This is a genomic window from Streptomyces sp. NRRL F-2664 (assembly GCF_000719345.1).
Taxonomy (GTDB): domain Bacteria; phylum Actinomycetota; class Actinomycetes; order Streptomycetales; family Streptomycetaceae; genus Streptomyces.
Genome location: NZ_JOFX01000007.1, coordinates 48,138 through 71,048, shown reverse-complemented (window position 1 = coordinate 71,048; position 22,911 = coordinate 48,138). Strand labels below are relative to the sequence as shown.

Here is a 22,911-nt window from a genome sequence, read left to right as displayed (position 1 = left end):
GCGCCCCCGTCACTTGTTGCCATGGCTCCCCCTGTGTGTGCTGTTGTGGTTGCCGCTGCCGCCGAAGCTGGCCGCGCTGTCGTGCATCGACCCGATGTAGGTCCCGCCCGCCCCGACGTACACGTCGGCGCGCCGGGCGAACGCCTCGGTGTGCCAGCCGGCCTCGTCCAGGACGACGGTGATGCCGGCGACGATCCGATCCTGAATGGTCTTCAGGTACCGGTCGAGGTCCATGAGGTGGAACAGCGAGCCGTTGTCCTGCGCGGCGAGTTCGCGCACGGACGCCCGCGGCCCCTCCGGGCGGGCCCCGCCGTGGCCACCGGTGGCGATCCGCCACCAGCTCGCGGCGCCGCGGCCCAGGGTGAGGACGGAGGCCGCGAAGGAGCCCGGCGTGTGGCGCAGCGCCCAGACGGCCTTTCCGAAGCGGCTGTTGTTCAGGTAGCGGTGCGCGTCGGCGTCCGCGTTGTGGAAGGCGACGTGGACGGGCAGCAGCACGTGGGGCGCCACCTCGACCATCATCATCCCGCCCTGCGTGTGGACCCGGACGAACACGGTGACGACCAGGTTCTCGTCCCAGCCGCCGACCCGGACGCGCAGGAAGCAGCGGCGCCGTTCGCCGCCCTCCTCGACGGAGGCGGCGCGGTGCGCCTCGAAGTCGGCCCGTACGTGGGCGCCTTCGTCCCGGTGGCCCAACCCGCCGCCCGGCAGGAACACGCAGCTGTCGACGACGAGTTCGCGCAGCCGGTCCAGTACCGCGGCCTCGGCCTGCGGGGACCCGTGCGGCGACGGCACCCGCAGCCGCTCCAGCAGCGGCACGATCCGCTCGACGATGCGGGCGTTGCTGAGGGGTTGCGGCTCACGGCCGGCTTCGAGGTCCTCGCGGGGGCGCAGCTCGAAGGACACCTGCCAGGGGTGGTAGGCCTCACCGGCGCCGACGAACGGGTCGTTGATGTCGTACATGACCATCGGTGAGTGCTGCTCGTTCAGGATGCGCTGCCGTACGCGGGCGAACCGTGCGCCCTGATCCGCCTCCGCGGGGTCGGCGGAGCGGTGGGCGTAGCGCTCCCGGTTGAGGTCGGTGGCGATGGTCCGCGCGACGTGGCCGCGCTGCAGTCCGACGACGGTGACGAGCGCGGCGAAGACCACGGGCACCCAGCCGAGGACGAATCCGGCCGCCGGGCCGCCGATGCCACCGGTGAGGAGCAGCGCGCCGAGGCCCACGGGGCCGTCGTCCTCGTCCCCGAAGGCGCCGAGCAGGGCCAGCCAGATCCCGAGGACGAGAATGCCGATGACGGCCAGGTTCCACCAGGCGTAGATCCGTACCGTGAGGGCCAGCAGGCGCGGCAGCAGCCCGGCGCGGGCCCGGAGCCAGCCGGCGAGGCTCAGCAGCAGGAACGGCAGGAGGAGCACCGCGAGGGCGCCGCCGGTGAGCAGCGATCCTGCGAACCAGGCGCCGAGTATGCCGGCCGCCCAGCCCATTTCGGCGCGGCGGGCGCGCAGGGCGTGGGCGAGGACGCGCGAGGCGTCGAAGCCGTAGGAGGGGGCGACGATCCGCTCCTCGTGGACGTACAGCTCCTCGATGACCCGGTCGCGGTAGCCGGCGTCGAGATAGGTGCCCGCGCACAGGAAGCGGCCGGCTTCGCTGACCGCGGGATCGACGGGCGGACGTCCGCTCCGGGAGGCGTCGTGCGGGTCGCCGGGGTACTGCCGGGGGATGGGGCTCTCGGTCACCGACCGACTTTAGATTTCTCTTACAGGATCCGACAGGCGGAATCACGCCAAAGCGCCCCGGCCTGGTGGGGCCGGGGCGCTGCGGTGCTGGGTCCCCGCCGAGGTGGCGGAGGTGTCCGGGCTCCTCGATGAGGAGCGACGGATCAGATCAGGCCGAGCTCGCGGACCGCGTCGCGCTCCTCGGCGAGCTCCTTGACGGAGGCGTCGATGCGGGCGCGGGAGAACTCGTTGACGTCCAGGCCCTGGACGATCTCGTACGTGCCGTTCTTGCAGGTGACGGGGAAGGAGGAGATCAGGCCCTCGGGGACGCCGTAGGAGCCGTCCGACGGGATGCCCATGGAGGTCCAGTCGCCCTCGGCCGTGCCGTTGACCCAGGTGTGCACGTGGTCGATGGCGGCGTTGGCGGCCGAGGCGGCCGAGGAGGCGCCGCGGGCGTCGATGATCGCCGCGCCGCGCTTGGCGACGGTCGGGATGAAGGTGTCGGCGAGCCACGCCTGGTCGTTCACGACCTCGGCGGCGTTCTTGCCGGCGATCTCCGCGTGGAAGATGTCCGGGTACTGGGTCGCCGAGTGGTTGCCCCAGATCGTCAGGCGCTTGATGTCGGAGACGGCGGCACCGGTCTTGGCGGCCAGCTGCGAGATGGCGCGGTTGTGGTCCAGGCGGGTCATCGCGGTGAAGCGCTCGGCCGGTACGTCCGGGGCGGCGGCCTGCGCGATGAGCGCGTTGGTGTTGGCCGGGTTCCCCACGACCAGGACCTTGATGTCGTCCGCGGCGTGCGCGTTGATGGCCTGGCCCTGCGGCTTGAAGATGCCGCCGTTGGCGGCGAGCAGGTCGCCGCGCTCCATGCCCGCGGTGCGCGGACGGGCGCCCACGAGCAGCGCGACGTTGGCGCCCTCGAAGCCCTTGTTCGGGTCGTCGAAGATGTCGATGCCGGCGAGCAGCGGGAAGGCGCAGTCGTCGAGCTCCATGGCGGTGCCCTCGGCGGCCTTCATGCCCTGGGGGATCTCCAGGAGGCGGAGCTTGACCGGCACGTCGGCGCCGAGCAGGTGACCGGACGCGATACGGAAGAGCAGCGCGTAGCCGATCTGGCCGGCGGCGCCGGTGACGGTGACATTCACAGGAGTGCGGGTCATGGCCTTCTCCGTTAGACAGCTGGCGGTGGGGCGTCCCTGCCCCGTGTGCTGGAGGACGCCGCTCCCCTGTAAATCTTGACGTGAAGAGACATCCGCGGTCAGGCTATCCGACCCGGACGCGGCCCAACCCCCGGGTCCCTGTGGTGCGTGGCACACGGGTCCCGACGTTTCGAAGGCCGTACCGGTTCCCGGACTTCCGTTCGACCGGGAAGGCCTGCCCCGTCCGGGTGGCCCTCGCCCACGGCACTCGGCGCACCGAAGGCCTTCGTGCCCGTGGCGGCTCGCGCGCCCGACGCTCCGCGTGCGCCTGACGCGCCCGACCCGCTCAGCGGACGGTGAAGCGGACCGCGCTCTCCAGGAACGGGATCTCCAGCCACGGCCGGGGCTCCATCACCAGCGCGAGCAGTGTGATCGCCAGGCCCAGCACCCCGTAGGTGATCATGTCGGTGAAGCGGGAGCGCACCGCGAGCATGCCGACCGAGGGCAGCAGGCGCCGCATCGCCGACGCCGCGATCAGGGCCACGCCGATCACCAGGCAGCCGACGCGGGCCTGCCCGAGGGCCGTGAGCAGCAGCCCCACCGCGGTCGCGGCGAGCACGCTGAGCATCGGCCACTGGCGGGCGGGCGTGGACACGGCCCCCGGGACGGCGCGGCCGCTGCCCTCGGGGCGGGCCGTGTCCCGCGTGACGGAGGGGAAGCGCCGGGACTTCGCCGCGCCGCTCCCGTTCACCCGCTCGGCGCCCGGTTCAGCCCGCACGGCCGACCCGCTCCGCCGCCTCGACCACGTTGACGAGCAGCTGGGCGCGGGTCATCGGGCCGACGCCGCCCGGGTTCGGCGAGATCCACGCGGCCACCTCGGCGACGCCGGGGTGCACGTCGCCGACGATCCTGCCGGCCTCGTCGCGGCTGACGCCCACGTCGAGCACGGCCGCGCCCGGCTTGACGTCCTCGGGCTTGACCAGGTGCGGGACGCCGGCCGCGGCGACGACGATGTCCGCCTGGCGCAGCAGTCCGGACAGGTCGCGCGTACCGGTGTGGCACAGCGTCACGGTGGCGTTCTCGGACTTGCGGGTCAGCAGCAGGCCGATGGAGCGCCCGACGGTGATGCCGCGGCCGAGGACGACGACGTGCGCCCCGTCGATCTCGACGTCGTGGTGGCGCAGCAGTTCGACGATCCCGTACGGCGTGCACGGCAGCGGGCCCGGCTCGTTCAGCACGAGCCGCCCCAGGGAGGTCGGGTGCAGGCCGTCGGCGTCCTTGAGCGGGTCCATCAGCTCCAGGACCCGGTTGGTGTCGATGCCCTTGGGGAGCGGGAGTTGGACGATGTAGCCCGTGCACGCGGGGTTTGCGTTCAGTTCGCGCACGACCTCCTCGATGTCCTCCTGGGAGGCGGTCGCGGGCAGTTCGCGCTGGATGGAGGCGATGCCGACCTCGGCGCAGTCCTTGTGCTTGCCGTTGACGTACCAGCGGCTGCCCGGATCGTCGCCGACCAGCAGGGTGCCGAGGCCGGGCGTGATGCCCCGGGCCTTCAGGGCCGCCACACGGGCGGTCAGTTCGGACTTGATCGCGGCCGCGGTGGCCTTGCCATCGAGAATCTGGGCGGTCATGGAACCCATCCTCCCGGATGAGGCGGCCCTCGTTCCAGTCAAGGCACTCGTGGGACCTCAGGGTTCATTGCACTTGCACAACAAGTGACCGGCTGTATGCCAACCGGCTGGACAAGGCCTCGCCGGTCGGACCACGATGAAAGGACTGAGTGCCGCGGGCAGTGCCGGGGGGCGGACCGCACCGTGCAGGAATTCCTCCGCGCTCATTGCCGTGCGTCCCCGCACTTCCACGGAGGAACACCCCAAGATGAGTTTCGGCGACCCGCACAATCCGTACGGACAGCAGCCGGCGCAGGGCCAGCCCGGTTACGGCTACCCGCAGCAGGCCCCGCAGGGCATCCCGCCGCAGGGCGGCTACGCCTACCCGCAGCAGGCGCCGCAGGCCTACCCCGGCGGCCCCGCCGGATACCCGGGCGGTCCGGGCGGCTACCCCGGCCCGCACATGGAAATGCCCGGCGGCGCGAAGGCGGCCCGGGTCGTCCTCTTCGTCGTCGGCGCCCTGCAGGTGCTCAGCGGCCTGTTCTTCATCATCGGCGGCGCCGTCTTCGCCGCCGCGTTCTCGGGTTCCGGCTCCTCCGCCGAGGACGCCGGCGCCGTCGCCGGGACCGCGGGCGTCGTCGTGGGCATCCTCTTCATCGGCTTCGCCCTGTGGCCCATCCTGACCGCCGCCAAGCTGGCCAAGGGCCGCAGCGGCGTGCGCGTCTCCGGCATCATCTACGGATCGCTGCAGACCCTCTTCGCCGTGCTCGGCGTACTGGTCAACCTGGTCGCGCTCGGCGCGAGCGAACACAGCACGGGCTCGGGCGGCCTCACCGCCATCTCCGTGCTGCCGTCCGTGATCTCCCTCGCCCTGGGCCTGACGATCATCATCGGCCTCGCCAAGGCCGGCGACTACTTCCGGCGCCCCCAGTACTGAACCGCCGCCGTCCGAGCACGGCGAAGGCCGCGACCCGCTGCTGCGGGTCGCGGCCTTCGCCGTGCCGGGCCGGACTCAGTGGAAGAAGTGCCGGGTCCCGGTGAAGTACATCGTCACGCCCGCCTTCCGCGCGGCCTCGACGACCTGCTCGTCGCGGACCGAACCACCGGGCTGGACCACGGCCTTGATGCCCGCGGCCGTCAGGATCTCCAGTCCGTCGGGGAAGGGGAAGAAGGCGTCGGACGCGGCGTACGAGCCCTGCGCGCGCTCGGCGCCGGCCCGCTCGACGGCGAGCTTCGCCGAGTCGACGCGGTTGACCTGCCCCATGCCGACGCCGACCGAGGCGCCGTCCTTGGCGAGCAGGATCGCGTTGGACTTGACGGCCCGGCAGGCCCGCCAGGCGAAGGCCAGCTCGGCGAGTTCGGCCGGGGACAGGGCGTCGCCGGTGGCCAGGGTCCAGTTGGCCGGGTCGTCGCCCTCGGCCTGGAAGAGGTCCGACTGCTGGAGCAGTGCGCCGCCGGAGACCGGCTTGAGGTCACCCGGCTGGTGCGGCGTGCCGTCGACCTTGAGCACGCGGATGTTCTTCTTCCTGGCCAGGATCTCGACCGCGCCGTCCTCGTAGTCGGGGGCGGCGATGACCTCGGTGAAGATCTCCGCGACCTGCTCGGCGAGCTCGACCGTCACGGGACGGTTGACGGCGATGACGCCGCCGAACGCCGACAGCGGGTCGCAGGCGTGCGCCTTGCGGTGCGCGGCGGCGACGTCCGCGTCGACGGCGATGCCGCACGGGTTGGCGTGCTTGATGATCGCGACGCAGGGCTCTTCGTGGTCGTAGGCGGCGCGGCGCGCGGCCTCGGTGTCCACGTAGTTGTTGAAGGACATCTCCTTGCCGTGCAGCTGCTCGGCGTTGGCGATCCCGCCCGGCTGCCCGTCCGTGTACAGGGCGGCGGCCTGGTGCGGGTTCTCGCCGTAGCGCAGGGTGGACTTGCGCTCCCAGGCGCCCGCGAGGAACTCGGGCAGCGCGCCCTCCCCGCCCTCCGGGGCGTACGCGTTCGTGAACCAGGAGGCGACGGCCACGTCGTAGGCGGCGGTGTGCTGGAAGGCCTCGGCCGCGAGCCGCTTGCGCGCCGTGAGGTCGAAGCCGCCGCCCTGGGCCGCGGCGATGACGTCGGCGTACCGCGCGGGGCTGGTGACCACCGACACCGACGGGTGGTTCTTGGCGGCGGCGCGGACCATCGACGGCCCGCCGATGTCGATCTGCTCGACGCACTCGTCCGGCGTGGCACCCGACCGGACGGTCGCCTGGAAGGGGTACAGGTTGACGACGACGAGGTCGAAGGGCTCCACGCCCAGCTCGGCGAGCTGATTGCGGTGGTCCTCCAGGCGCAGGTCGGCGAGGATGCCGGCGTGCACGCGCGGGTGCAGGGTCTTGACGCGGCCGTCCAGGCACTCGGGGAAGCCGGTCAGCTCCTCCACCTTGGTGACGGGCACCCCGGCGGCGGCGATCTTCGAGGCGGTGGAGCCGGTGGAGACGAGCGCGACGCCCGCCTCGTGCAGTCCGCGGGCCAGCTCTTCCAGTCCGGTCTTGTCGTAGACGCTGATGAGCGCGCGCCGGATCGGCCGCCGGGTCGTGGTCGGGTCGTTGCTCGCTGCGGTGTCTGCGGCGGTCACTGGATTGTTACCTTTCGTCCCTCAATGCGGTAGCCGTGCCGGGCCAGGCGCCCCACGACATCGACGAGCAGCTGGCGCTCGACTTCCTTGATGCGCTCGTGCAGAGCGGCTTCGTCGTCCTCGTCCCGGACCTCGACCACACCCTGGGCGATGATCGGACCGGTGTCCACGCCGCTGTCCACGAAGTGGACCGTGCAGCCGGTGACCCTCGCGCCGTACGCGAGCGCGTCCCGTACGCCGTGGGCGCCGGGGAAGGCGGGGAGGAGGGCGGGGTGGGTGTTGATGAACCGGCCGCCGAAGCGGTCGATGAACTCCTTGCCCACGATCTTCATGAAACCGGCCGACACGACGAGGTCGGGTGCGTGCGCGTCGGTCGCCGCCGTGAGGGCGGCATCCCACTCGGCGCGGCTGGCGTAGTCCTTCACCTGGCACACGAAGGTGGGGATCCCCGCCTTCTCGGCCCGCTCCAGACCGGCGATGTTCGCCCGGTCGGCTCCCACGGCGACGACTTCGGCACCGAAGCCCTCGGCTCCGCCGGGGTGGGCGTCGATGGCGTCGAGCAGGGCCTGGAGGTTGGTGCCGGACCCTGAGACCAGCACGACCAGGCGGGAGGCGGCCATGGGAGGCCCTTTCTCGCGGAATTGCGGTGTTCGTCTTCGTGTGGTCCTACGAAACTCCGGGGTACCGATATACGGGGAACCCTACGAAGCCGCCGACCGCCTGCAACGATACCGGCACACCGGACGGCCCCCGAGGGACGGGGGGACGGGCGGGCGGTAGCGTCTGGCCTACAAGCCGCAATCTGGCCGCACCTCGCCTCGATGTCCTCGCGACGTCCACGACACAGGGGAAGTAACACACCCGATGCCGGACCGCCGTCAGCCCGACTCCCCCACCGACGACAACCCCTTCGCCGCCCCGCCGGAAGGCCGGCCCGACCAGCCCTGGCAGCCCCGCCGCGGCGGCGACGGCGGCAACGGCGACGGGAGCGGCCTGGGGGACTCCGGCGGGCAGCGCGGCCCGGCGCGCTGGGACCCGACGGACCCGATCCAGCGCCGTGCCCGCTACGCGCTGCTGGCGGGCATGTGGGGCTTCTTCTTCGGGATCTTCGGCATCCCGTCGGTCGGCCTGCTGCTGGGCGCGCTCGCCCTGTACTGGGGGATCAGCGCGCTGCGCGGCAAGCCGGCCGCGGCCACCGGTGAGCCGGGCGCCCCGAAGGGTCTCGACGCCCTGGGGCCTGCGGCCCGCCCCCAGCGCACCGCGGCCGTGAGCGGCCTGGTCACCGCCTCGCTGGCGATCCTGCTGGCGATGAGCTCATACGGCCTGCAGCTGGCGTACAAGGACTTCTACGTGTGCCGCGACGACGCCCTCACCAAGTCGGCGGAACTCCGGTGCAACACCCTCCTGCCGGACAACGTGGTGGGCGAGGTCCTGAAGGTCCGCCGTTAACCCGTACGCCCCACCGCCACCCCCTTCAGCCCCGCCGGCGTTTGAGGCGCGGGGCCCGGGGCGGAGCCCCGATCTGTGAGCCCCGCCGCCCCCTTCGGCCCCGCCACACCCTTCAGCCCCGCCGGCGTTTGAGGCGCGGGGGTGCGGGGGCAGCGCCCCCGCAACGGCGCCGCACCGGCTACGCGGACGGCTTCCGCCGGACCAGCACCCGCACCCCGGCCCCCGGCACGGGCACGCGCACCGGCACCGGCCCGGCCGGCCCGGACACCACCGGCAGACCGGGCGGAGCCCCCGGACCGAGGTCCGGCCCGGACACCACCGGCGAACCCGGCGGAGCCCCCGGCCCCGGACCGAGGTCCAGCCCGGACACGACGGTCACGGCCCGCCGCCGAGCCCGCACCGCAGGTGCACCGGCAGCCGCCACCGCCACCGGCCGAACCGGCGGAGCCACCGGCTCGGGCAAGATCTCCGGCACCAGCGTCCCTGACGCCTTCCGCATCAGCTCCCACCGCAGCTCCCGCACGCCGCTGTCGTGCCACCCGTCGTCCACCGGGCCGTCCGCGTCCCGGCCTCCCGCCACCAGCCCCGCCACCGGTCCCGCCGCCGGCCGGTAGCGCCACGCGTGCACGCCCACCGCCACCGGCACGGCGAGTACCAGCGTCCACGCGAAGGCCGCCGCACCCGTGGCCCACCACACCGGCCCGAACTCGGCCAGCCGCCGCGACCCCAGCGGCCCGCCCGAGGCCGCCGCGAGCCCGGCCATCGCCAGACCGCACACCAGCGCGCCCAGGGCCGCCGTCAGCGCCGTCTCCCCGTACGAGACCTCCCGTGCCCGGCGTACCGCGAACCAGCCCACCGCCAGCCCCGCGACCACCGGCACCACGGCGGCCGCCCAGGTCAGCGGGGTGCCCGGCCCTGCGGCCGGGAGCGCCTCCAGCAGCGGGAAGCGGGGCAGTGCGGGCCCGCCCGCGGAACCGAGCGGGGTGGCCGTGACCTCCGCGCCGAGGGAGAAGCCGGGCCCGAGGGCGTAGGCCGCCCCCCACACCACGGCGTTCGGGAGGAGCGTGAGCGCGAGCAGCAGCACCGCGAACCGGCCCGACCACACTCCGGTCAGCGCCAGGAACGACGCCTGGACCTGCGCCCCGTGCCAGGCGAGCGAGACACCTACGAGCAGGGCTCCGCCGCCCAGGAGCACCAGGGCCCCGCCCGCGCCCGCTCGCAGCGCCAGCGCGTACCGCGGGCGCACGAGCCCCCTGCGCACGCCCGCCGGCAGCAGGCCCGGCAGCGGTCCCGCCGGACGCCCCCTGGCCCCCCACACACCGCCGGCCGCGGCCAGTACGGCGACCAGCGGAACGTGCCAGGCGGCGCTGATCGGGTCGGCCGGCATCGGGCCGCCGGCGGCGTACACCGTGGCGAGCGCGCCGACGGCGAGGTACCCGCAGAGCACGGCCGAGAACACCGCCGTGGCCGGCAGCACCTCCTCGTCGTCCTCGTCACCGGCGCTGCCGAGCCGGGCGGCCCGCCGCAGGAGCAGGACGGGCAGGGCGACCAGCAGCAGGGGTGTCACCCCGACGGGCGCCGGGACGCCGGAAAGCGTCTCGTACCGCAGGAGTTCGGTCCCGTGGGCCAGCAGCCACAGCCCCGCGGCGAGGTGCAGGGCGCCGCCGGGCCCGCTGTCGGGATAGGGGGAGCTGATCCAGAGGACGATGACGAGCACGGCGAGGAAGCCGAGCCCGAGTCCGGCGGCCACGGCGCCGCCCACCACGCATGCGGCGGCGGCCGGTGAACGCCGCCGCACACCGGCTCGCGGGGCGGCCGGCAACGGGGTCCCGCGTTCGGTCACTTGGGTCACCCCGCCATGGTGCCAACGACACGCGCTATGGGCGGGTAACAGGCGAATGTCCGTGGTGTCGCCCAATATACGTTTATGTACTTTTTCGCTCAGGACTGCCGGGTCGCGGGGAGTGCGGCATGACACGAAGCGTCGAAGGCCTGCCCGCCCCGCACGAGCGCCGAAGACTGCGCGAGGCCGCGGAACTGACGCTCGATGAGGTCGCGGCGGCCGTGGGCGTCACCGCGTCCACGGTCCGTTCCTGGGAGTCGGGGCGCACGACCCCGCGCGGCCGCAAGCACCACGCGTACGTACGCTTCCTCACCGGCCTCGCCGTGCCGCAGGCGGCAGCGGAGGCGGCAGCGGAAGCGACCGGTCCACCGGACCGGCCCGTGCGGACCGCCCCGGCGGCCGCCGGGGCCCCGGAGGCGGCGGGCGCCTCGGGGGCCGTGGCGGAGGCGCCCGACGCGGTTCTGGCGGCGGTCGCGTCCGCAGGCGGGGCCGAGGGCCTCGCGCCGACCGCCGAGGCTCCCGCCGCCATCTCCGGGACCGCCGACACCGGTGGCCCCGCCGCCTCCGCCACCACCGCCGGGACCGGTGAGCCCGCCGCCACCGCCGGGACCGCCGCGACGGTCGACGCCGCCGGGCCGGCCGCGGCGGACGCCACCGCCCCCGCCGTGCTCGACGCCCGGCCCCCGACCGCCTCCCCACTGGACGCACGGCCCGCCCGGGACCCGGCCGAGGCCTTCGACGCCCTCCACGAGCGGGCCGCGCCCGCCCTGGCCCGGCAGACGTACCTGCTCACCGGCAGCCGGGCGCTGGCGCTGGAGGCCGTGGACCGTGCCTTCACCCGGGCCTGGGACCAGTGGCCCGAGGTGGCCACCGACCCCGACCCGGTGGGCTGGGTGCGCGCGATCGCCTACGACTACGCGCTCTCGCCCTGGCACCGGTTCCGCCGCGCCCACCGCCGGCCCGACCGGCCCCCGGCGGATCCCGCCGACCGGATCCTGCTCGACGCCCTGCTCGCGCTGCCCGCGGCCCACCGGCGTACGGTGCTGCTCTACGACGGCGTCGGCCTCGACCTGCCCGACACCGCCGCCGAGTCGGAGGCCACCACGCCCGCCACCGGCAACCGCATCCTGAACGCGCACGCCGAACTCGCCGTCCGGGTCCCCGAACTGGCCGGCGTACCGGTCGAGAAGCAGTCCGCGGCGCTGCGGGAGCGTCTCGTCGCGCTGCGGCCGCCCTTCCCCCTCGACCCGCGCCCGGCCGCGGCGATCCGCGGCAGCGGTGAGCGGCGCACCCGGCACTGGACGCGGGCGACCCTCGGACTGACCGCGATGATCACGGCCGCCACCGCCTACACCGCGGCGACCGCACCGACCCGGTACGACCCGCCGCTGTGGCCCGGCGAGAGCGTGTCCGGGGTGCCGCCGCTCAGCGGCCCCCAGCAGCTCACCGAACAGAGCAGGCAGCTCCACGACAAGCTGCGCGCGGACCCGCTGGCGGGTCCGGCGCGTGTCGTGCCGGGGCTCGACTGACCACGGAGCACGCAAACGGGCGTGGCCCGCACCCCGAGGGGTGCGGGCCACGCCCGTTCAGCCGTACGGCCGCTGCTTACTGAGCGGCGTTCAGGATCGCGCGAGCGAGCTCGGCGGTCTCGGTCGGCGTCTTGCCGACCTTGACGCCGGCGGCCTCAAGGGCCTCCTTCTTGGCCTGCGCGGTGCCGGAGGAGCCGGAGACGATGGCGCCGGCGTGGCCCATGGTCTTGCCCTCGGGCGCGGTGAAGCCCGCGACGTATCCGACGACCGGCTTGGTGACGTTCTTCGCGATGAAGTCCGCCGCACGCTCCTCGGCGTCGCCGCCGATCTCGCCGATCATGACGATCAGCTCGGTCTCCGGGTCGGCCTCGAAGGCCTCCAGGGCGTCGATGTGCGTGGTGCCGATGACCGGGTCGCCACCGATGCCGACGGCGGAGGTGAAGCCGATGTCGCGCAGCTCGTACATCATCTGGTAGGTCAGCGTGCCGGACTTGGACACGAGACCGATCTTGCCGGGCTTGGTGATGTCGCCCGGGATGATGCCGGCGTTGGACTGGCCGGGGGTGATCAGACCCGGGCAGTTCGGGCCGATGATGCGGGTCTTGTTGCCCTTGGCGGTCGCGTACGCCCAGAAGGCGGCGGAGTCGTGCACCGCGATGCCCTCGGTGATGACGACGGCCAGCGGGATCTCGGCGTCGATGGCCTCGACGACGGCGGCCTTGGCGAAGGCCGGCGGGACGAAGAGGACGGAGACGTTGGCGCCCGTCTTCTCCATCGCCTCGGCGACGGAGCCGAAGACCGGGACCTCGGTGCCGTCGAAGTCGACGGTGGTGCCGGCCTTGCGCGGGTTCACGCCGCCGACGATGTTGGTGCCGTCAGCCAGCATCAGCTTGGTGTGCTTCATGCCCGTGGCACCGGTCATGCCCTGGACGATGACCTTGCTGTCCTTGTTGAGGAAGATAGCCATGTGAGTCTGTGACCTCTGCCCTTACTTCGCAGCCGCGAGCTCGGCGGCCTTGTCGGCCGCGCCGTCCATGGTGTCCACGCGCTGCACCAGCGGGTGGTTGGCGTCCGAAAGGATCTTGCGACCCAGCTCGGCGTTGTTGCCGTCGAGACGGACGACGAGCGGCTTGGTGACCGCCTCGCCCTTCTCCTCCAGCAGGGCCAGCGCCTGGACGATGCCGTTGGCGACCTCGTCGCACGCGGTGATGCCACCGAAGACGTTGACGAAGACGGACTTGACGTCCGGGTCCCCGAGGATGATCTCGAGGCCGTTGGCCATGACGGCGGCGGAGGCGCCACCGCCGATGTCCAGGAAGTTGGCGGGCTTGACGCCACCGTGGTTCTCGCCGGCGTAGGCGACGACGTCCAGGGTGCTCATGACGAGACCCGCGCCGTTGCCGATGATGCCGACCTCACCGTCGAGCTTGACGTAGTTGAGGTTCTTCGCCTTGGCGGCGGCCTCGAGCGGGTTCGCGGCGGCGTGGTCCACGAACTCCTCGTGACCCGGCTGGCGGAACTCGGCGTTCTCGTCGAGGGAGACCTTGCCGTCGAGGGCGATGACCTCGCCGGAGGCGACCTTCGCGAGCGGGTTGACCTCGACGAGGAGGGCGTCCTCGGCGATGAAGGTGTCCCACAGGGTCACGAGGACCTCGGCGACCTTCTCGGCGACCTCCGCCGGGAACTGCGCCAGCTCGACGATCTCGCGGGCCTTCTCGATGGTCACGCCCTCGTTGGCGTTCACCGGGACCTTGGCGAGCTTCTCCGGGGTCTCCTCGGCGACCTGCTCGATGTCCATGCCGCCCGCGACCGAGGCCATGGCCAGGAAGGTGCGGTTGGTGCGGTCGAGGAGGTACGAGACGTAGTACTCCTCGACGATCTCGGGAGCGGTCTCCGCAATCATCACCTTGTGGACCGTGTGGCCCTTGATGTCCATGCCCAGGATGTCCGTCGCGCGGGCGACGGCCTCGTCCGGGGTGCCGGCCAGCTTCACGCCACCGGCCTTGCCGCGGCCGCCGACCTTCACCTGCGCCTTGACGACCGACTTGCCGCCCAGCCGCTCGGTGGCCTCGCGAGCCGCCTCAGGCGTGTCGATGACTTCACCGGCCAGCACCGGTACACCGTGCTTGGCGAAGAGGTCCCTCGCCTGGTACTCGAACAGGTCCACGCGCGTCCGTCCCTTGTCTTTTTTAAAGATTCGCAGTGATTCGCGGTTGTCTGCTATCTGCGTGGGCGTGCCGCGGAGGGCAACGTGACGGCGCTGTCACTAGGAAGGCGCACACGGTGACCGTGGACGCGGCATGTCCGTCCGGCAGGTTATCCCCGTGGGGCGTGCGACCCTAAATCGCAGATCACACCTGAGCGGTGATACCTGTCACAGAACACCTCACGGTTGAACTGGAAATTCGTGTGATCGGCCCCTTCACACGAGGTGCCCGGACGGGCGTGTCGGGGGCGCCTCAGGGGACGGGCAGGGGCCGCTTCTCCAGCGCGGCGGCCATGACCTCGGGGAACAGGTCGGGCGTGCAGGCGAAGGCCGGCGCGCCCAGCGCGGCGAGGGCCGCGGCGTGGTCCCGGTCGTAGGCCGGAGCCCCCTCGTCGGACAGGGCCAGCAGGGTCACGAACTCCACCCCCGCCCCCTTCATCGCGGCGACGCGCTTCAGCATCTCGTTGCGTATGCCGCCCTCGTAGAGATCACTGATGAGGACGACGACCGTGTCGGCGGGCCGGGTGATCTTCGACTGGCAGTGGGCGAGGGCACGGTTGATGTCGGTGCCGCCGCCCAGCTGGGTGCCGAAGAGGACGTCGACCGGATCGTCGAGCTGGTCGGTCAGGTCGACGACGGCGGTGTCGAAGACGACCAGGCGGGTGGCGATCGACCGCATGGAGGCGAGGACCGCCCCGAAGACGGACGCGTAGACGACGGAGGCCGCCATCGAACCCGACTGGTCGATGCAGAGGATCACCTCCTTCTTCACCGACTGCGCCGCCCGGCCGTAGCCGATCAGCCGTTCGGGAACGACGGTGCCGTACTCGGGCAGGTAGTTCTTGAGGTTGGCCCGGATCGTGCGGTTCCAGTCGATGTCGCGGTGGCGGGGGCGGCTGATCCGCGCGGAGCGGTCGAGCGCGCCGGTGAGGGTGGCCCGGGTGCGGGTCGCGAGCTGCTTCTCCAACTGCTCGACCACCCGGCGGACCACGGCCCGCGCCGTCTCCTTCGTCGTCTCGGGCATCGCCTTGTTGAGGGAGAGCAGGGTGCCGACCAGGTGGACGTCCGGTTCGACGGCCTCCAGCATCTCGGGCTCCAGCAGCAGGGCCGACAGCCCGAGCCGCTCGATCGCGTCGCGCTGCATGACCTGCACCACCGAGCTGGGGAAGTAGGTGCGGATGTCCCCGAGCCAGCGGGCCACGTTCGGCGCGGAGCCGCCGAGCCCGGCCGAGCGGGCCGACCCCGAGGACCGGCGCGGACCCCCTTCACCGCCTCCCCCGTACAGCGCACCGAGCGCGGCGTCCATCGCCGCGTCCCGCCCGGTCAGCGCCCGACCGGTGCCGTCCGCGTCTCCCCCGCCGAGCACCATCCGCCACCGCCGCAGCCGCTCGCCCGCGGCGGTGTCCGCGGTGTCCCGGGCCGTTGCCGTGTTCATCCGCGTACCGCTCATCCGTCCGTCCCCCTGCACTCGTCGTACTCGTCGCTCTTCGATGCGGTCCCCGCAAGGGCGCCGCTCCCTCAGGCCGCCGTGGCCGCGTCGGCAGACGCGAGGAGCATCAGCACCAGCTCGGTCACCGCGTCCGCCCGCTCCGGGTCCAGTTCGGGGGCGAAGCCCTCGGGGGCGTCGTCCGTCGACCGGGTCGCCGACGGGCGGCCTGGGCCGCGGCGGACCAGCTCGCCCAGGCTCCGCCTGACCCCCGGCTCGTACGCGCCGAACGTCCGCCGCAGCAGCGGCAGCACATCGGTGAAGGCGCGCTCCGGCACTCCCGTCAGCCAGGCGTCGATCAGGCCCAGCAGCCGGTCGTCGTGGACCAGCAGGGTGCCGCCGCCCGAACTCCCGCCCGCGAAGCCCTCGATCCAGCCCGCCGCGTCGGCGGGCGGGGCCGCCGGGGACAGCGCGAGCCCCATCAGCCGGGCCGTCTCCTCGGCCTCCAGCCGCCCGTCGTCGAGGAGCAGCCGGGCCGCCCTGCCCCGCAGGACGCCCGGCACGGTGTCCCGGTCGGCCAGCTTCCGCAGCACTGCGGACCAGCGCTCCCGCAGCCCGTCGTCGGCGTCCGCCAGCAGGCCGACGGCCGTGTGCACCCCGTCCACGTGGCCGCGCAGCTCCGCCGCCGCGTCGGCGTCCAGACCGGCCGCGCACGCCGGCGGGAGCGCGACGCATATCCGCTCGGCGAGCCCGGCCGCGACGGCGCCGAGCGCCGTGGCGTCGGTGCCCCGCACGTCGCCGTACCGCAGGGAACGGGCCAGTGCCGGGAGGGCTCGGGCGAGCCGGGCGACGTCGGTGTCGAGCGCGGCGCGGTCGGCGAGGGCCCGCAGGACGGCCGGCAGCGCTTCGGAGAGCCCGGCGAGCAGGCACCGCTCGGCCAGCGCCGTGACGTCGCCCAGCTCCTCGGCGGTCGCCGCGTCCGCCTCGGCCTTGGCCGTGGCCGCGGCGAGGACGGTGGTGCCCCAGATCCCGGCCTCGGCGACCCGGACGGACAGCTCGGGCTCCCAGCGCAGCCGCCAGGTCTCCCGGAAGGTACCGGTGCTGCTCCGGGAGGCGGTCGGGGTGCCCCAGCCGATCCCGAGCAGCCGCAGGCGGTGCAGGAGCAGGGACTTGGCGGCGTCGGTGTCCTTGCGCAGGTCGAGCTCCAGCTCGCGCTCCTGTGCCTCCGCCTTGAGCCGCAGGGAGCGCTGCTGCCGGGTCAGGTCCCGCTGGAGCGGCACGACGGGCGCCCCGTCCGGGACCTCGCCGAGCACGTCGCCGACGACGAGGCGGTCCTCGATGAGCGCGAGCGGAACGTCGGAGCCGTCGCACATCACCGCCCGGACGGCTTCCAGGGTCTCCGTCAGCCCGGGCAGGGGCCGCCCCCTCATCGCGGCCAGCGTCTCGGCCAGCCGGACCGCTTCGATGACGTGCGCGGAGGAGACCTGGCGGTCCTCCTCGCGCAGCAGGCCGGCGACCTTGGTAAGCCACCGCTCCACGGGCCGGTCCCGGGCCGCGAACAGGTGGGCGTACCAGCCGGGGGAGGTGATGCCCGCTCCGTACCCGCCGGCCCGGGCCAGCCGGCGGTGGGTCCACGGCACCCAGGTCGTCTCCACCTTGACCTTCGGCAGGCCGGTCAGCAGCGCCTTGTCGGCGGCCACGGTGGTCCTCGCCCGCAGGGCCGGGACGTGCCAGGCACCGCACACGACCGCGTACCCGTCGCCGAACTCGCGGCGGGCGGCGCGCATCCGCTGCCGCATGTGGGCCTCGCGGACCAGGTCGCGGGAATGGCCGCCGTCGCCGTAGGCCTCGCGCAGGGCGGCCATGGCCTCCCCGAGGGCCTCGAACGCGCCGAGCGCCTCCTCCCCCGCGCCGCCGGTGCCCCGGTGCTCGACGACGTCCTCCCACCAGCGCTCGGGGTCGTCGTAACCGGCCGTCCCGGCGAGCACGGCGAGGGGGTCCAGCCGGACCGCGTCGGACTCGGCATGGTCGGCTTCGGGCTCCGCAGCGGCGGCCAGCGAGTGGGCGGCGGGCAGGTCCATGAACCGGACCGGTACGCCCGCCTCCTGCGCCCAGCGGATCGCCACCCACTCCGGGGAGAAGTCGGCGAGCGGCCAGAACGCGGCCCTGCCGGGGTCGTCGGAGGCGTGCGCGAGCAGCGCCACGGGCGGCCGCATACCGGGGTCGGCGGCCAGTGCGAGCAGCGCGTCCCCTTCGGGCGGCCCCTCGATCAGGACGGCCGCCGGGCGGGCCGCCTCCAGGGCGGACCGGACCGCACGGGCCGATCCCGGCCCGTGGTGACGCACGCCGAGGAGCAGTGGGCCCTGTCGGGCGGTGCTCATGCCGTCACCTCCCGGCAGGCCCGGTAGAAGTCCTTCCAGCCGTCGCGCTCGCGGACCACCGTCTCCAGGTACTCCTGCCAGACGACCCGGTCGGCCGCCGGGTCGCGGACGACGGCGCCGAGGATCCCCGCCGCCACGTCGGAGGGGCGCAGGACGCCGTCCCCGAAGTGGGCGGCCAGGGCGAGTCCGTTGGTGACGACGGAGATGGCTTCGGCGGTGGACAGGGTGCCGCTCGGCGACTTCACCTTCGTCCGGCCGTCGTCGGTGACCCCGTCGCGCAGCTCGCGGAAGACGGTGACGACGCGGCGGATCTCCTCCAGGCCCTCGGGCACGGCCGGCAGGTCGAGGGCGCGGCCCATCTGGTCGACACGGCGGGCCACGATGTCGACCTCCGCGTCCGCGGTCGCGGGCAGCGGCAGCACGACGGTGTTGAAGCGGCGGCGCAGTGCGCTGGAGAGCTCGTTGACCCCGCGGTCGCGGTCGTTGGCGGTGGCGATCAGGTTGAAGCCGCGGACGGCCTGGACCTCTTCGCCGAGCTCCGGTATCGGCAGCGTCTTCTCGGACAGGACGGTGATGAGGGTGTCCTGGACGTCGGCGGGGATGCGGGTGAGCTCCTCGACGCGGGCGGTCGAGCCGTCGGCCATGGCCCGCATGACGGGGCTGGGGACGAGGGCCTCGCGGCTGGGGCCGTGGGCGAGGAGCCGGGCGTAGTTCCACCCGTACCGGATGGCTTCCTCGGGGGTTCCGGCGGTGCCCTGGACGAGGAGCGTGGAGTCCCCGCTGACGGCGGCCGCGAGGTGTTCGGAGACCCAGGTCTTGGCGGTGCCGGGGACGCCGAGCAGGAGCAGGGCGCGGTCGGTGGCCAGGGTCGTGACGGCGACCTCCACGATGCGCCGCGGGCCCACGTACTTGGGTGTGATCACCGTGCCGTCGTCGAGGGTGCCGCCGAGCAGGTAGGTGGCGACGGCCCACGGGGAGAGCTTCCAGCGGGTCGGGCGGGGCCGGTCGTCGGCGGCCGCCAGGGCTTTCAGTTCGTGCGCGAAGGCGTCTTCGGCGTGCGGTCGCAGCGCCTCGGCGCCGATGCCGTTCTCGGGCTTGCTCATGGTCCCCCTCCAATGCTCCGCAGCCGCTCCCGACTGCTGTTCCCACGGTGCACCACGCCACTGACAACGCCCTTCACCCATCACGTCGTTGCAGGTCAGAGCGATTGTCAGAGGGGGTCTCTACGGTGGTTCACATGACTGAGCAGGGGGTCCGCTGGACGGCGGAACAGGTACTGGCTCTGGCTCCTGACGATGCCTCACGCAAGGCGGGCGGCAGACTCGGCGGGGCGGGGCCCTGGTCACAGATCGGAGGTTCCGCTTCCGGTTCTGTATGGGGGTTGTGCAAGGGCAGCGGGAGCAATCCGTACCGGACGGTCGTCGACCTGACGGGACCGGCCTACAAGTGCTCCTGTCCGAGCAGGAAGTTCCCGTGCAAGCACGCGCTGGGACTGCTCCTGCTGTGGTCCGCCGAGGGGGTCGGCGAGCCCGGGGAGGCGCCGGACTGGGCCGCTGCGTGGCTGGCGGACCGGGCGGCCCGGGCCGTGCGGACGGCGACGGGGGCGACCGGCCCGGCCGACGAGGAGGCGGCCCGGCGCCGGGCGGAGCGGCGCGCGTCGCGCATCGCAGCGGGCGTCACCGAGCTGGAACAGCGGCTGGCCGACCTGCTGCGCGGCGGTCTCGCCGGTCAGGAGCACGGGGGGTACGCGGCGTGGGAGGAGACCGCGGCCCGGATGGTGGACGCGCAGGCGCCCGGACTGGCCGCGCGGGTCCGCGAGTTGGGGACGATACCCAGTTGCGGCCCCGGCTGGCCCGCCCGGATGCTGGAGGAGGCGGCGCTGCTGCACCTGCTGGACCGGGCCTGGATGGGGGTGACGGGCCTTCCGGACGGGTTGGCGGCGACCGTGCGCAGCCGGGTGGGACTGCCGGCCTCCGGGGAGGGGGAGGCCGTGCGGGACCGTTGGCTGGTGCTCGCCCAGTACGACTCGGTGTCGCCGGACGGCCGGCTCACCACGCGCCGGATATGGCTGCGCGGGCTGTCGGGGGGACGGCCCGCGCTGGTGCTGGACTTCGGACCGCCCGGGCGGCCACCGGGGCTGGCGCTGCCGGTGGGGCTGGTGCTGGAGGCGGAGATGCGCTTCCGGCCCGGCTCTGCGGGGCTGCGGGCGGACCTCGGGGAGAGGTTCGCGGCAGCCGCGCCGTGCACGGAGGTGCCGGCCGGTGTCAGCACGGGGACGGCCCTGGAGTCCTACGGGGCCGCGCTGCGGGAGGACCCGTGGATCGAGTCCTGGCCGGTCGTGCTCGGCCAGGTGGTTCCGATACCGGGAGAGCTCGGCTGGCAACTGGCGGACGCGGAGGGCGACTCCGCCCTGCCGGTGCCCCTCACCGGGGCGGGCAGCCGCTCCCGCGGAGGGCTGTGGCAGCTGGCCGCGTTGTCGGGCGGGGGACCGGTGACGGTCTTCGGCGAGTGCGGCCACCGGGGGTTCACCCCGCTGACGGCATGGCAGCCCGGCTCGTCGGAGCCGGTCGCCCTGTCCTGAGCGGGCTGCAAGGAAAAGGAACCCGACGTCACAGGGGGCCTGGGGGGTCCTGTGCCGTCCCACGAGGACGGCCGGGAGTGCGGCGCCGGGGGGCGCCGTACACGCAACGACGAGAAGCCGGGGGGCTTTCATGAACGACAACCACGCCAGTTGACCGAAGCCGCACGAGACACAGACAGCCCCGGTCCCGCGGAGGGGGCGGGACCGGGGCACCGGACACGACCGAGGACGAGCAGCGAGGGAGGGGCACCGATGGGCGAGGGTGACGAGGGGTACGGGGAGTGGCAGGAGCTGGTCGGTGCCGCGCTGCTGGGCACCGACCGGCGCCGGGGCGGGGGCCCGGCCGGCTCCGCGGAGGCACTGCTGGACGCGGCGGCCGTGCATGCCGTCCGCCGGCGGGCCGGGCTGCGGCCGGCGCCGGCGCTGCCGCGACCGGAGCCCGCGCCGCGCGACCCCCGGCCGGCTCCGCCGGAGGCGGCCGGGCGCCGGCTCGCGCAGTTGCTGGCGGGTCGCAGCGGCCCGGTGAACGGCGGCGGGCGGCGCGGTTCGGCCCCCGATCTGACCGAGCTGCTCCCGCAGTGGCTGTCCGCGGCCGCGCGGCACGGCTACCGCGCGCCCGACGCGCTCGTACCGGCCCTGCTGGACGCGGCCCGGGCCCGTACGGACCTGCGGCCGCAGGCCCTGGCCCTGGCCGGGACGCGCGGGCTGTGGCTGGCCCGGATGAATCCGGACTGGCGGTTCGCACTGCGCGGTGGGGCGGGCGGCGGGGAACTGCCCGATGTGACCGACCGCTCCGCGGTGGAGCGGCTCTGGGAGGAGGGGCTGTTCGCGGAGCGCGTGGCCCTGCTCGGGGCCGTACGGGCCCATGAGCCCGCGGCCGCGCCGCGGCTGCTGTCGACGACCTGGGCGAGTGAACGGGCCGAGGACCGGCTGATGTTCCTCGATTCACTGCGGGCGGGGCTCTCCCTGGAGGACGAGGCCTTCCTGGAGGCGGCGCTGGGCGACCGCAGCCGCAACGTCCGCGCCACGGCCGCCGAACTGCTCTCCGCGCTCCCGCAGTCGGCGCTGGCGCAGCGGATGGCCGAGCGGGCCCTGGCCTGTGTGGGACCGGAAGGGGTGACACCGCCCGCCGAGTGCGATGCCGGGATGCTCCGCGACGGTGTGGTCAAGCGGCCGCCCGCCGGGCGCGGGGAACGCGCCTGGTGGCTCGGCCAGCTGGTGGAGGCGGCGCCGCTGTCGTGCTGGCGGGAGCGGTTCGGGGGGCTCGGCCCCGCGGAGCTGGTCGCGCTCCCGGTGGCGTCGGCCGAGGGGTGGACGGAGGAGCTGCACGCGGCGTGGTGTCGGGCGGCGGTGCGCCAGCGCGACCCGGAGTGGTCGCGGGCGCTGCTCGGCCCTGCGTCGGCGCCGCCCGCCGCCGGCCCGGGCACGGCCTCCCTCGCGGAGCGGGCCAGACTGCTGGAGACCCTGCCCGACGAGGAACGGGCTGCATGGGTCGCCGAGTTCATACGCGCCCACGGGCTCTCCGAGGCCTTCCAACTGCTCGGGGTGTGCCTGGTGCCGTGGGCGGGCGAGCTGGGCCGGGCGGTGGTGGACGCGCTGGACATCGCCCGCGAGGCCGGCAGCTATCCGTGGAGCTTCAGCGGGGTGATGGGACTGGCGGAGCGCTGCCTCGATCCCGTCGAGGCCGGCCGGCTGGAGGCCCTGACCGCCGCCGCGGAAGAACCCCCGGACGCGGCTCCGGGCGCGGCGGCGTACTGGGCGGAGGCCTTCCAGCGACTGGTGGCCACGCTCCGACTCCGCGCGACGATGCAGGCGGAACTGGCCCCCGCCTGACCGCGGCGCCCCGCCCGACGGCGGCCCGGGAGGGACGGCGGCGCCGACCCCCTCCTGAGCGCTGGCGCGCCCGGCCGGAACCGGGGACCGGGGCGGGTCCCGCCCCGGTCCGGGCCCCGCCCCGAGGACCGCCGGCCACAGCCGCAAGGCGTCCCTGGCGAGGCGTCTCCGGCGAAGCGGGGCCTGTCAGGCGGTGGGATGGAGGAGCCGGCCCCCGCATGAGCGCGGCGGCGCGCCCGACCGGAACCAGGGGCCGGGCCGCCGTGGCCGGTCACGGCCCGACACCGGGCCGGGCCGCGGCCCGATGACCGCCGGCCACCGCCGCGAGGCGCCCTGGCGAGGCGTCTTCGGCGAAGCGGAACCTGTTCGGCGGTGGCCAGGAGGGACGGCGCAGCCAGCCCCCGCCTGAGCGCTGCGGCGCGCCGGGCCGGGCCGGGCCCCGGCCGGATGATCGCCGGCCCCAGCCGCGAGGCGTCTCTGGCGAGGCGTCTCCGGCGAAGCGGGGCCTGTCCGGCGGGGGCCCGGGAGGGGTGGCGCAGGGGCAGGCGGCTCCGCGGAGCGGATCGGACACGCCGGGCACTGCCCGGCACCGCGCGGCCGCGGCC

17 protein-coding genes are annotated in these 22,911 nt (G+C 74.1%); 5 read left to right on the top strand and 12 right to left on the bottom strand.

Translation table 11 applies throughout. From position 1 onward, the window contains the following. Positions 1-9: 9 nt before the first annotated feature. The 4 genes from IF89_RS0110075 to IF89_RS0110060 form a co-directional block, all read right to left on the bottom strand. Entirely contained in the window at positions 10-1,731 is a 1,722-nt protein-coding gene (locus tag IF89_RS0110075) for a hypothetical protein (RefSeq protein WP_043193578.1), read from the bottom strand. Between the two features lie 143 nt (positions 1,732-1,874). Further along, positions 1,875-2,864 (bottom strand): malate dehydrogenase, encoded by a 990-nt coding sequence (locus IF89_RS0110070; protein ID WP_030764296.1) that lies wholly within the window; start codon positions 2,862-2,864, stop codon positions 1,875-1,877. 325 nt (positions 2,865-3,189) lie between these two features. Next, positions 3,190-3,621 carry a DUF3017 domain-containing protein gene (locus IF89_RS0110065; protein ID WP_051806937.1) on the bottom strand — a complete coding sequence of 144 codons (432 nt, stop codon included), beginning with the start codon at positions 3,619-3,621 and terminating at the stop codon, positions 3,190-3,192. Then, positions 3,611-4,471, bottom strand: a complete 861-nt coding sequence (locus tag IF89_RS0110060; RefSeq protein WP_030764291.1) for a bifunctional methylenetetrahydrofolate dehydrogenase/methenyltetrahydrofolate cyclohydrolase — start codon at positions 4,469-4,471, stop codon at positions 3,611-3,613. The genes IF89_RS0110065 and IF89_RS0110060 overlap by 11 nt, the downstream gene beginning before the upstream one ends. A gap of 247 nt (positions 4,472-4,718) precedes the next feature. Here IF89_RS0110060 and IF89_RS0110055 point away from each other — a divergent pair, with 247 nt between their 5' ends. Then, complete coding sequence (locus IF89_RS0110055) at positions 4,719-5,387, top strand: hypothetical protein (RefSeq protein ID WP_030764289.1); 669 nt, start codon at positions 4,719-4,721, stop codon at positions 5,385-5,387. A gap of 75 nt (positions 5,388-5,462) precedes the next feature. Here IF89_RS0110055 and purH read toward each other — a convergent pair whose 3' ends face one another. Further along, on the bottom strand, positions 5,463-7,058 hold the full coding sequence (gene purH / locus IF89_RS0110050; protein WP_030764287.1) for a bifunctional phosphoribosylaminoimidazolecarboxamide formyltransferase/IMP cyclohydrolase: 1,596 nt from the start codon (positions 7,056-7,058) through the stop codon (positions 5,463-5,465). After that, positions 7,055-7,678: a phosphoribosylglycinamide formyltransferase gene (gene purN / locus IF89_RS0110045; RefSeq protein ID WP_030764285.1), complete on the bottom strand. Its 624-nt coding sequence runs from the start codon at positions 7,676-7,678 to the stop codon at positions 7,055-7,057. Before purN ends, purH begins: the two co-directional genes overlap by 4 nt. A gap of 244 nt (positions 7,679-7,922) precedes the next feature. Between purN and IF89_RS0110040 the strand changes: the two genes are divergently transcribed. Beyond that, positions 7,923-8,507, top strand: a complete 585-nt coding sequence (locus tag IF89_RS0110040; protein ID WP_030764282.1) for a hypothetical protein — start codon at positions 7,923-7,925, stop codon at positions 8,505-8,507. A 178-nt stretch (positions 8,508-8,685) separates the two neighbouring features. Here the strand turns inward: IF89_RS0110040 and IF89_RS0110035 are convergent, their stop codons facing one another. Further along, positions 8,686-10,359: a DUF6350 family protein gene (locus tag IF89_RS0110035; protein WP_158717834.1), complete on the bottom strand. Its 1,674-nt coding sequence runs from the start codon at positions 10,357-10,359 to the stop codon at positions 8,686-8,688. A gap of 119 nt (positions 10,360-10,478) precedes the next feature. Between IF89_RS0110035 and IF89_RS49015 the strand changes: the two genes are divergently transcribed. Further along, entirely contained in the window at positions 10,479-11,879 is a 1,401-nt protein-coding gene (locus IF89_RS49015) for a helix-turn-helix domain-containing protein (protein ID WP_030764279.1), read from the top strand. Positions 11,880-11,955: 76 nt separating this feature from the next. Here the strand turns inward: IF89_RS49015 and sucD are convergent, their stop codons facing one another. The 5 genes from sucD to IF89_RS0110005 form a co-directional block, all read right to left on the bottom strand. Then, positions 11,956-12,846, bottom strand: a complete 891-nt coding sequence (gene sucD / locus IF89_RS0110025) for a succinate--CoA ligase subunit alpha (RefSeq protein WP_030764277.1) — start codon at positions 12,844-12,846, stop codon at positions 11,956-11,958. A gap of 21 nt (positions 12,847-12,867) precedes the next feature. Further along, positions 12,868-14,046 (bottom strand): ADP-forming succinate--CoA ligase subunit beta, encoded by a 1,179-nt coding sequence (gene sucC, locus IF89_RS0110020; RefSeq protein ID WP_030764275.1) that lies wholly within the window; start codon positions 14,044-14,046, stop codon positions 12,868-12,870. A 292-nt stretch (positions 14,047-14,338) separates the two neighbouring features. Further along, positions 14,339-15,520 (bottom strand): VWA domain-containing protein, encoded by a 1,182-nt coding sequence (locus IF89_RS0110015; RefSeq protein ID WP_030764272.1) that lies wholly within the window; start codon positions 15,518-15,520, stop codon positions 14,339-14,341. A gap of 83 nt (positions 15,521-15,603) precedes the next feature. Continuing rightward, positions 15,604-17,892, bottom strand: a complete 2,289-nt coding sequence (locus IF89_RS44520; RefSeq protein ID WP_043193576.1) for a DUF5682 family protein — start codon at positions 17,890-17,892, stop codon at positions 15,604-15,606. Then, positions 17,889-18,995 (bottom strand): ATP-binding protein, encoded by a 1,107-nt coding sequence (locus IF89_RS0110005; RefSeq protein ID WP_030764268.1) that lies wholly within the window; start codon positions 18,993-18,995, stop codon positions 17,889-17,891. The genes IF89_RS44520 and IF89_RS0110005 overlap by 4 nt, the downstream gene beginning before the upstream one ends. Before the next feature lie 134 nt (positions 18,996-19,129). Between IF89_RS0110005 and IF89_RS0110000 the strand changes: the two genes are divergently transcribed. Together IF89_RS0110000 and IF89_RS0109995 are read left to right on the top strand one after the other, a co-directional pair. Further along, entirely contained in the window at positions 19,130-20,473 is a 1,344-nt protein-coding gene (locus IF89_RS0110000) for an SWIM zinc finger family protein (RefSeq protein WP_030764266.1), read from the top strand. A gap of 252 nt (positions 20,474-20,725) precedes the next feature. After that, on the top strand, positions 20,726-22,306 hold the full coding sequence (locus tag IF89_RS0109995; protein WP_051806934.1) for a DUF5691 domain-containing protein: 1,581 nt from the start codon (positions 20,726-20,728) through the stop codon (positions 22,304-22,306). Positions 22,307-22,911 lie beyond the last annotated feature (605 nt).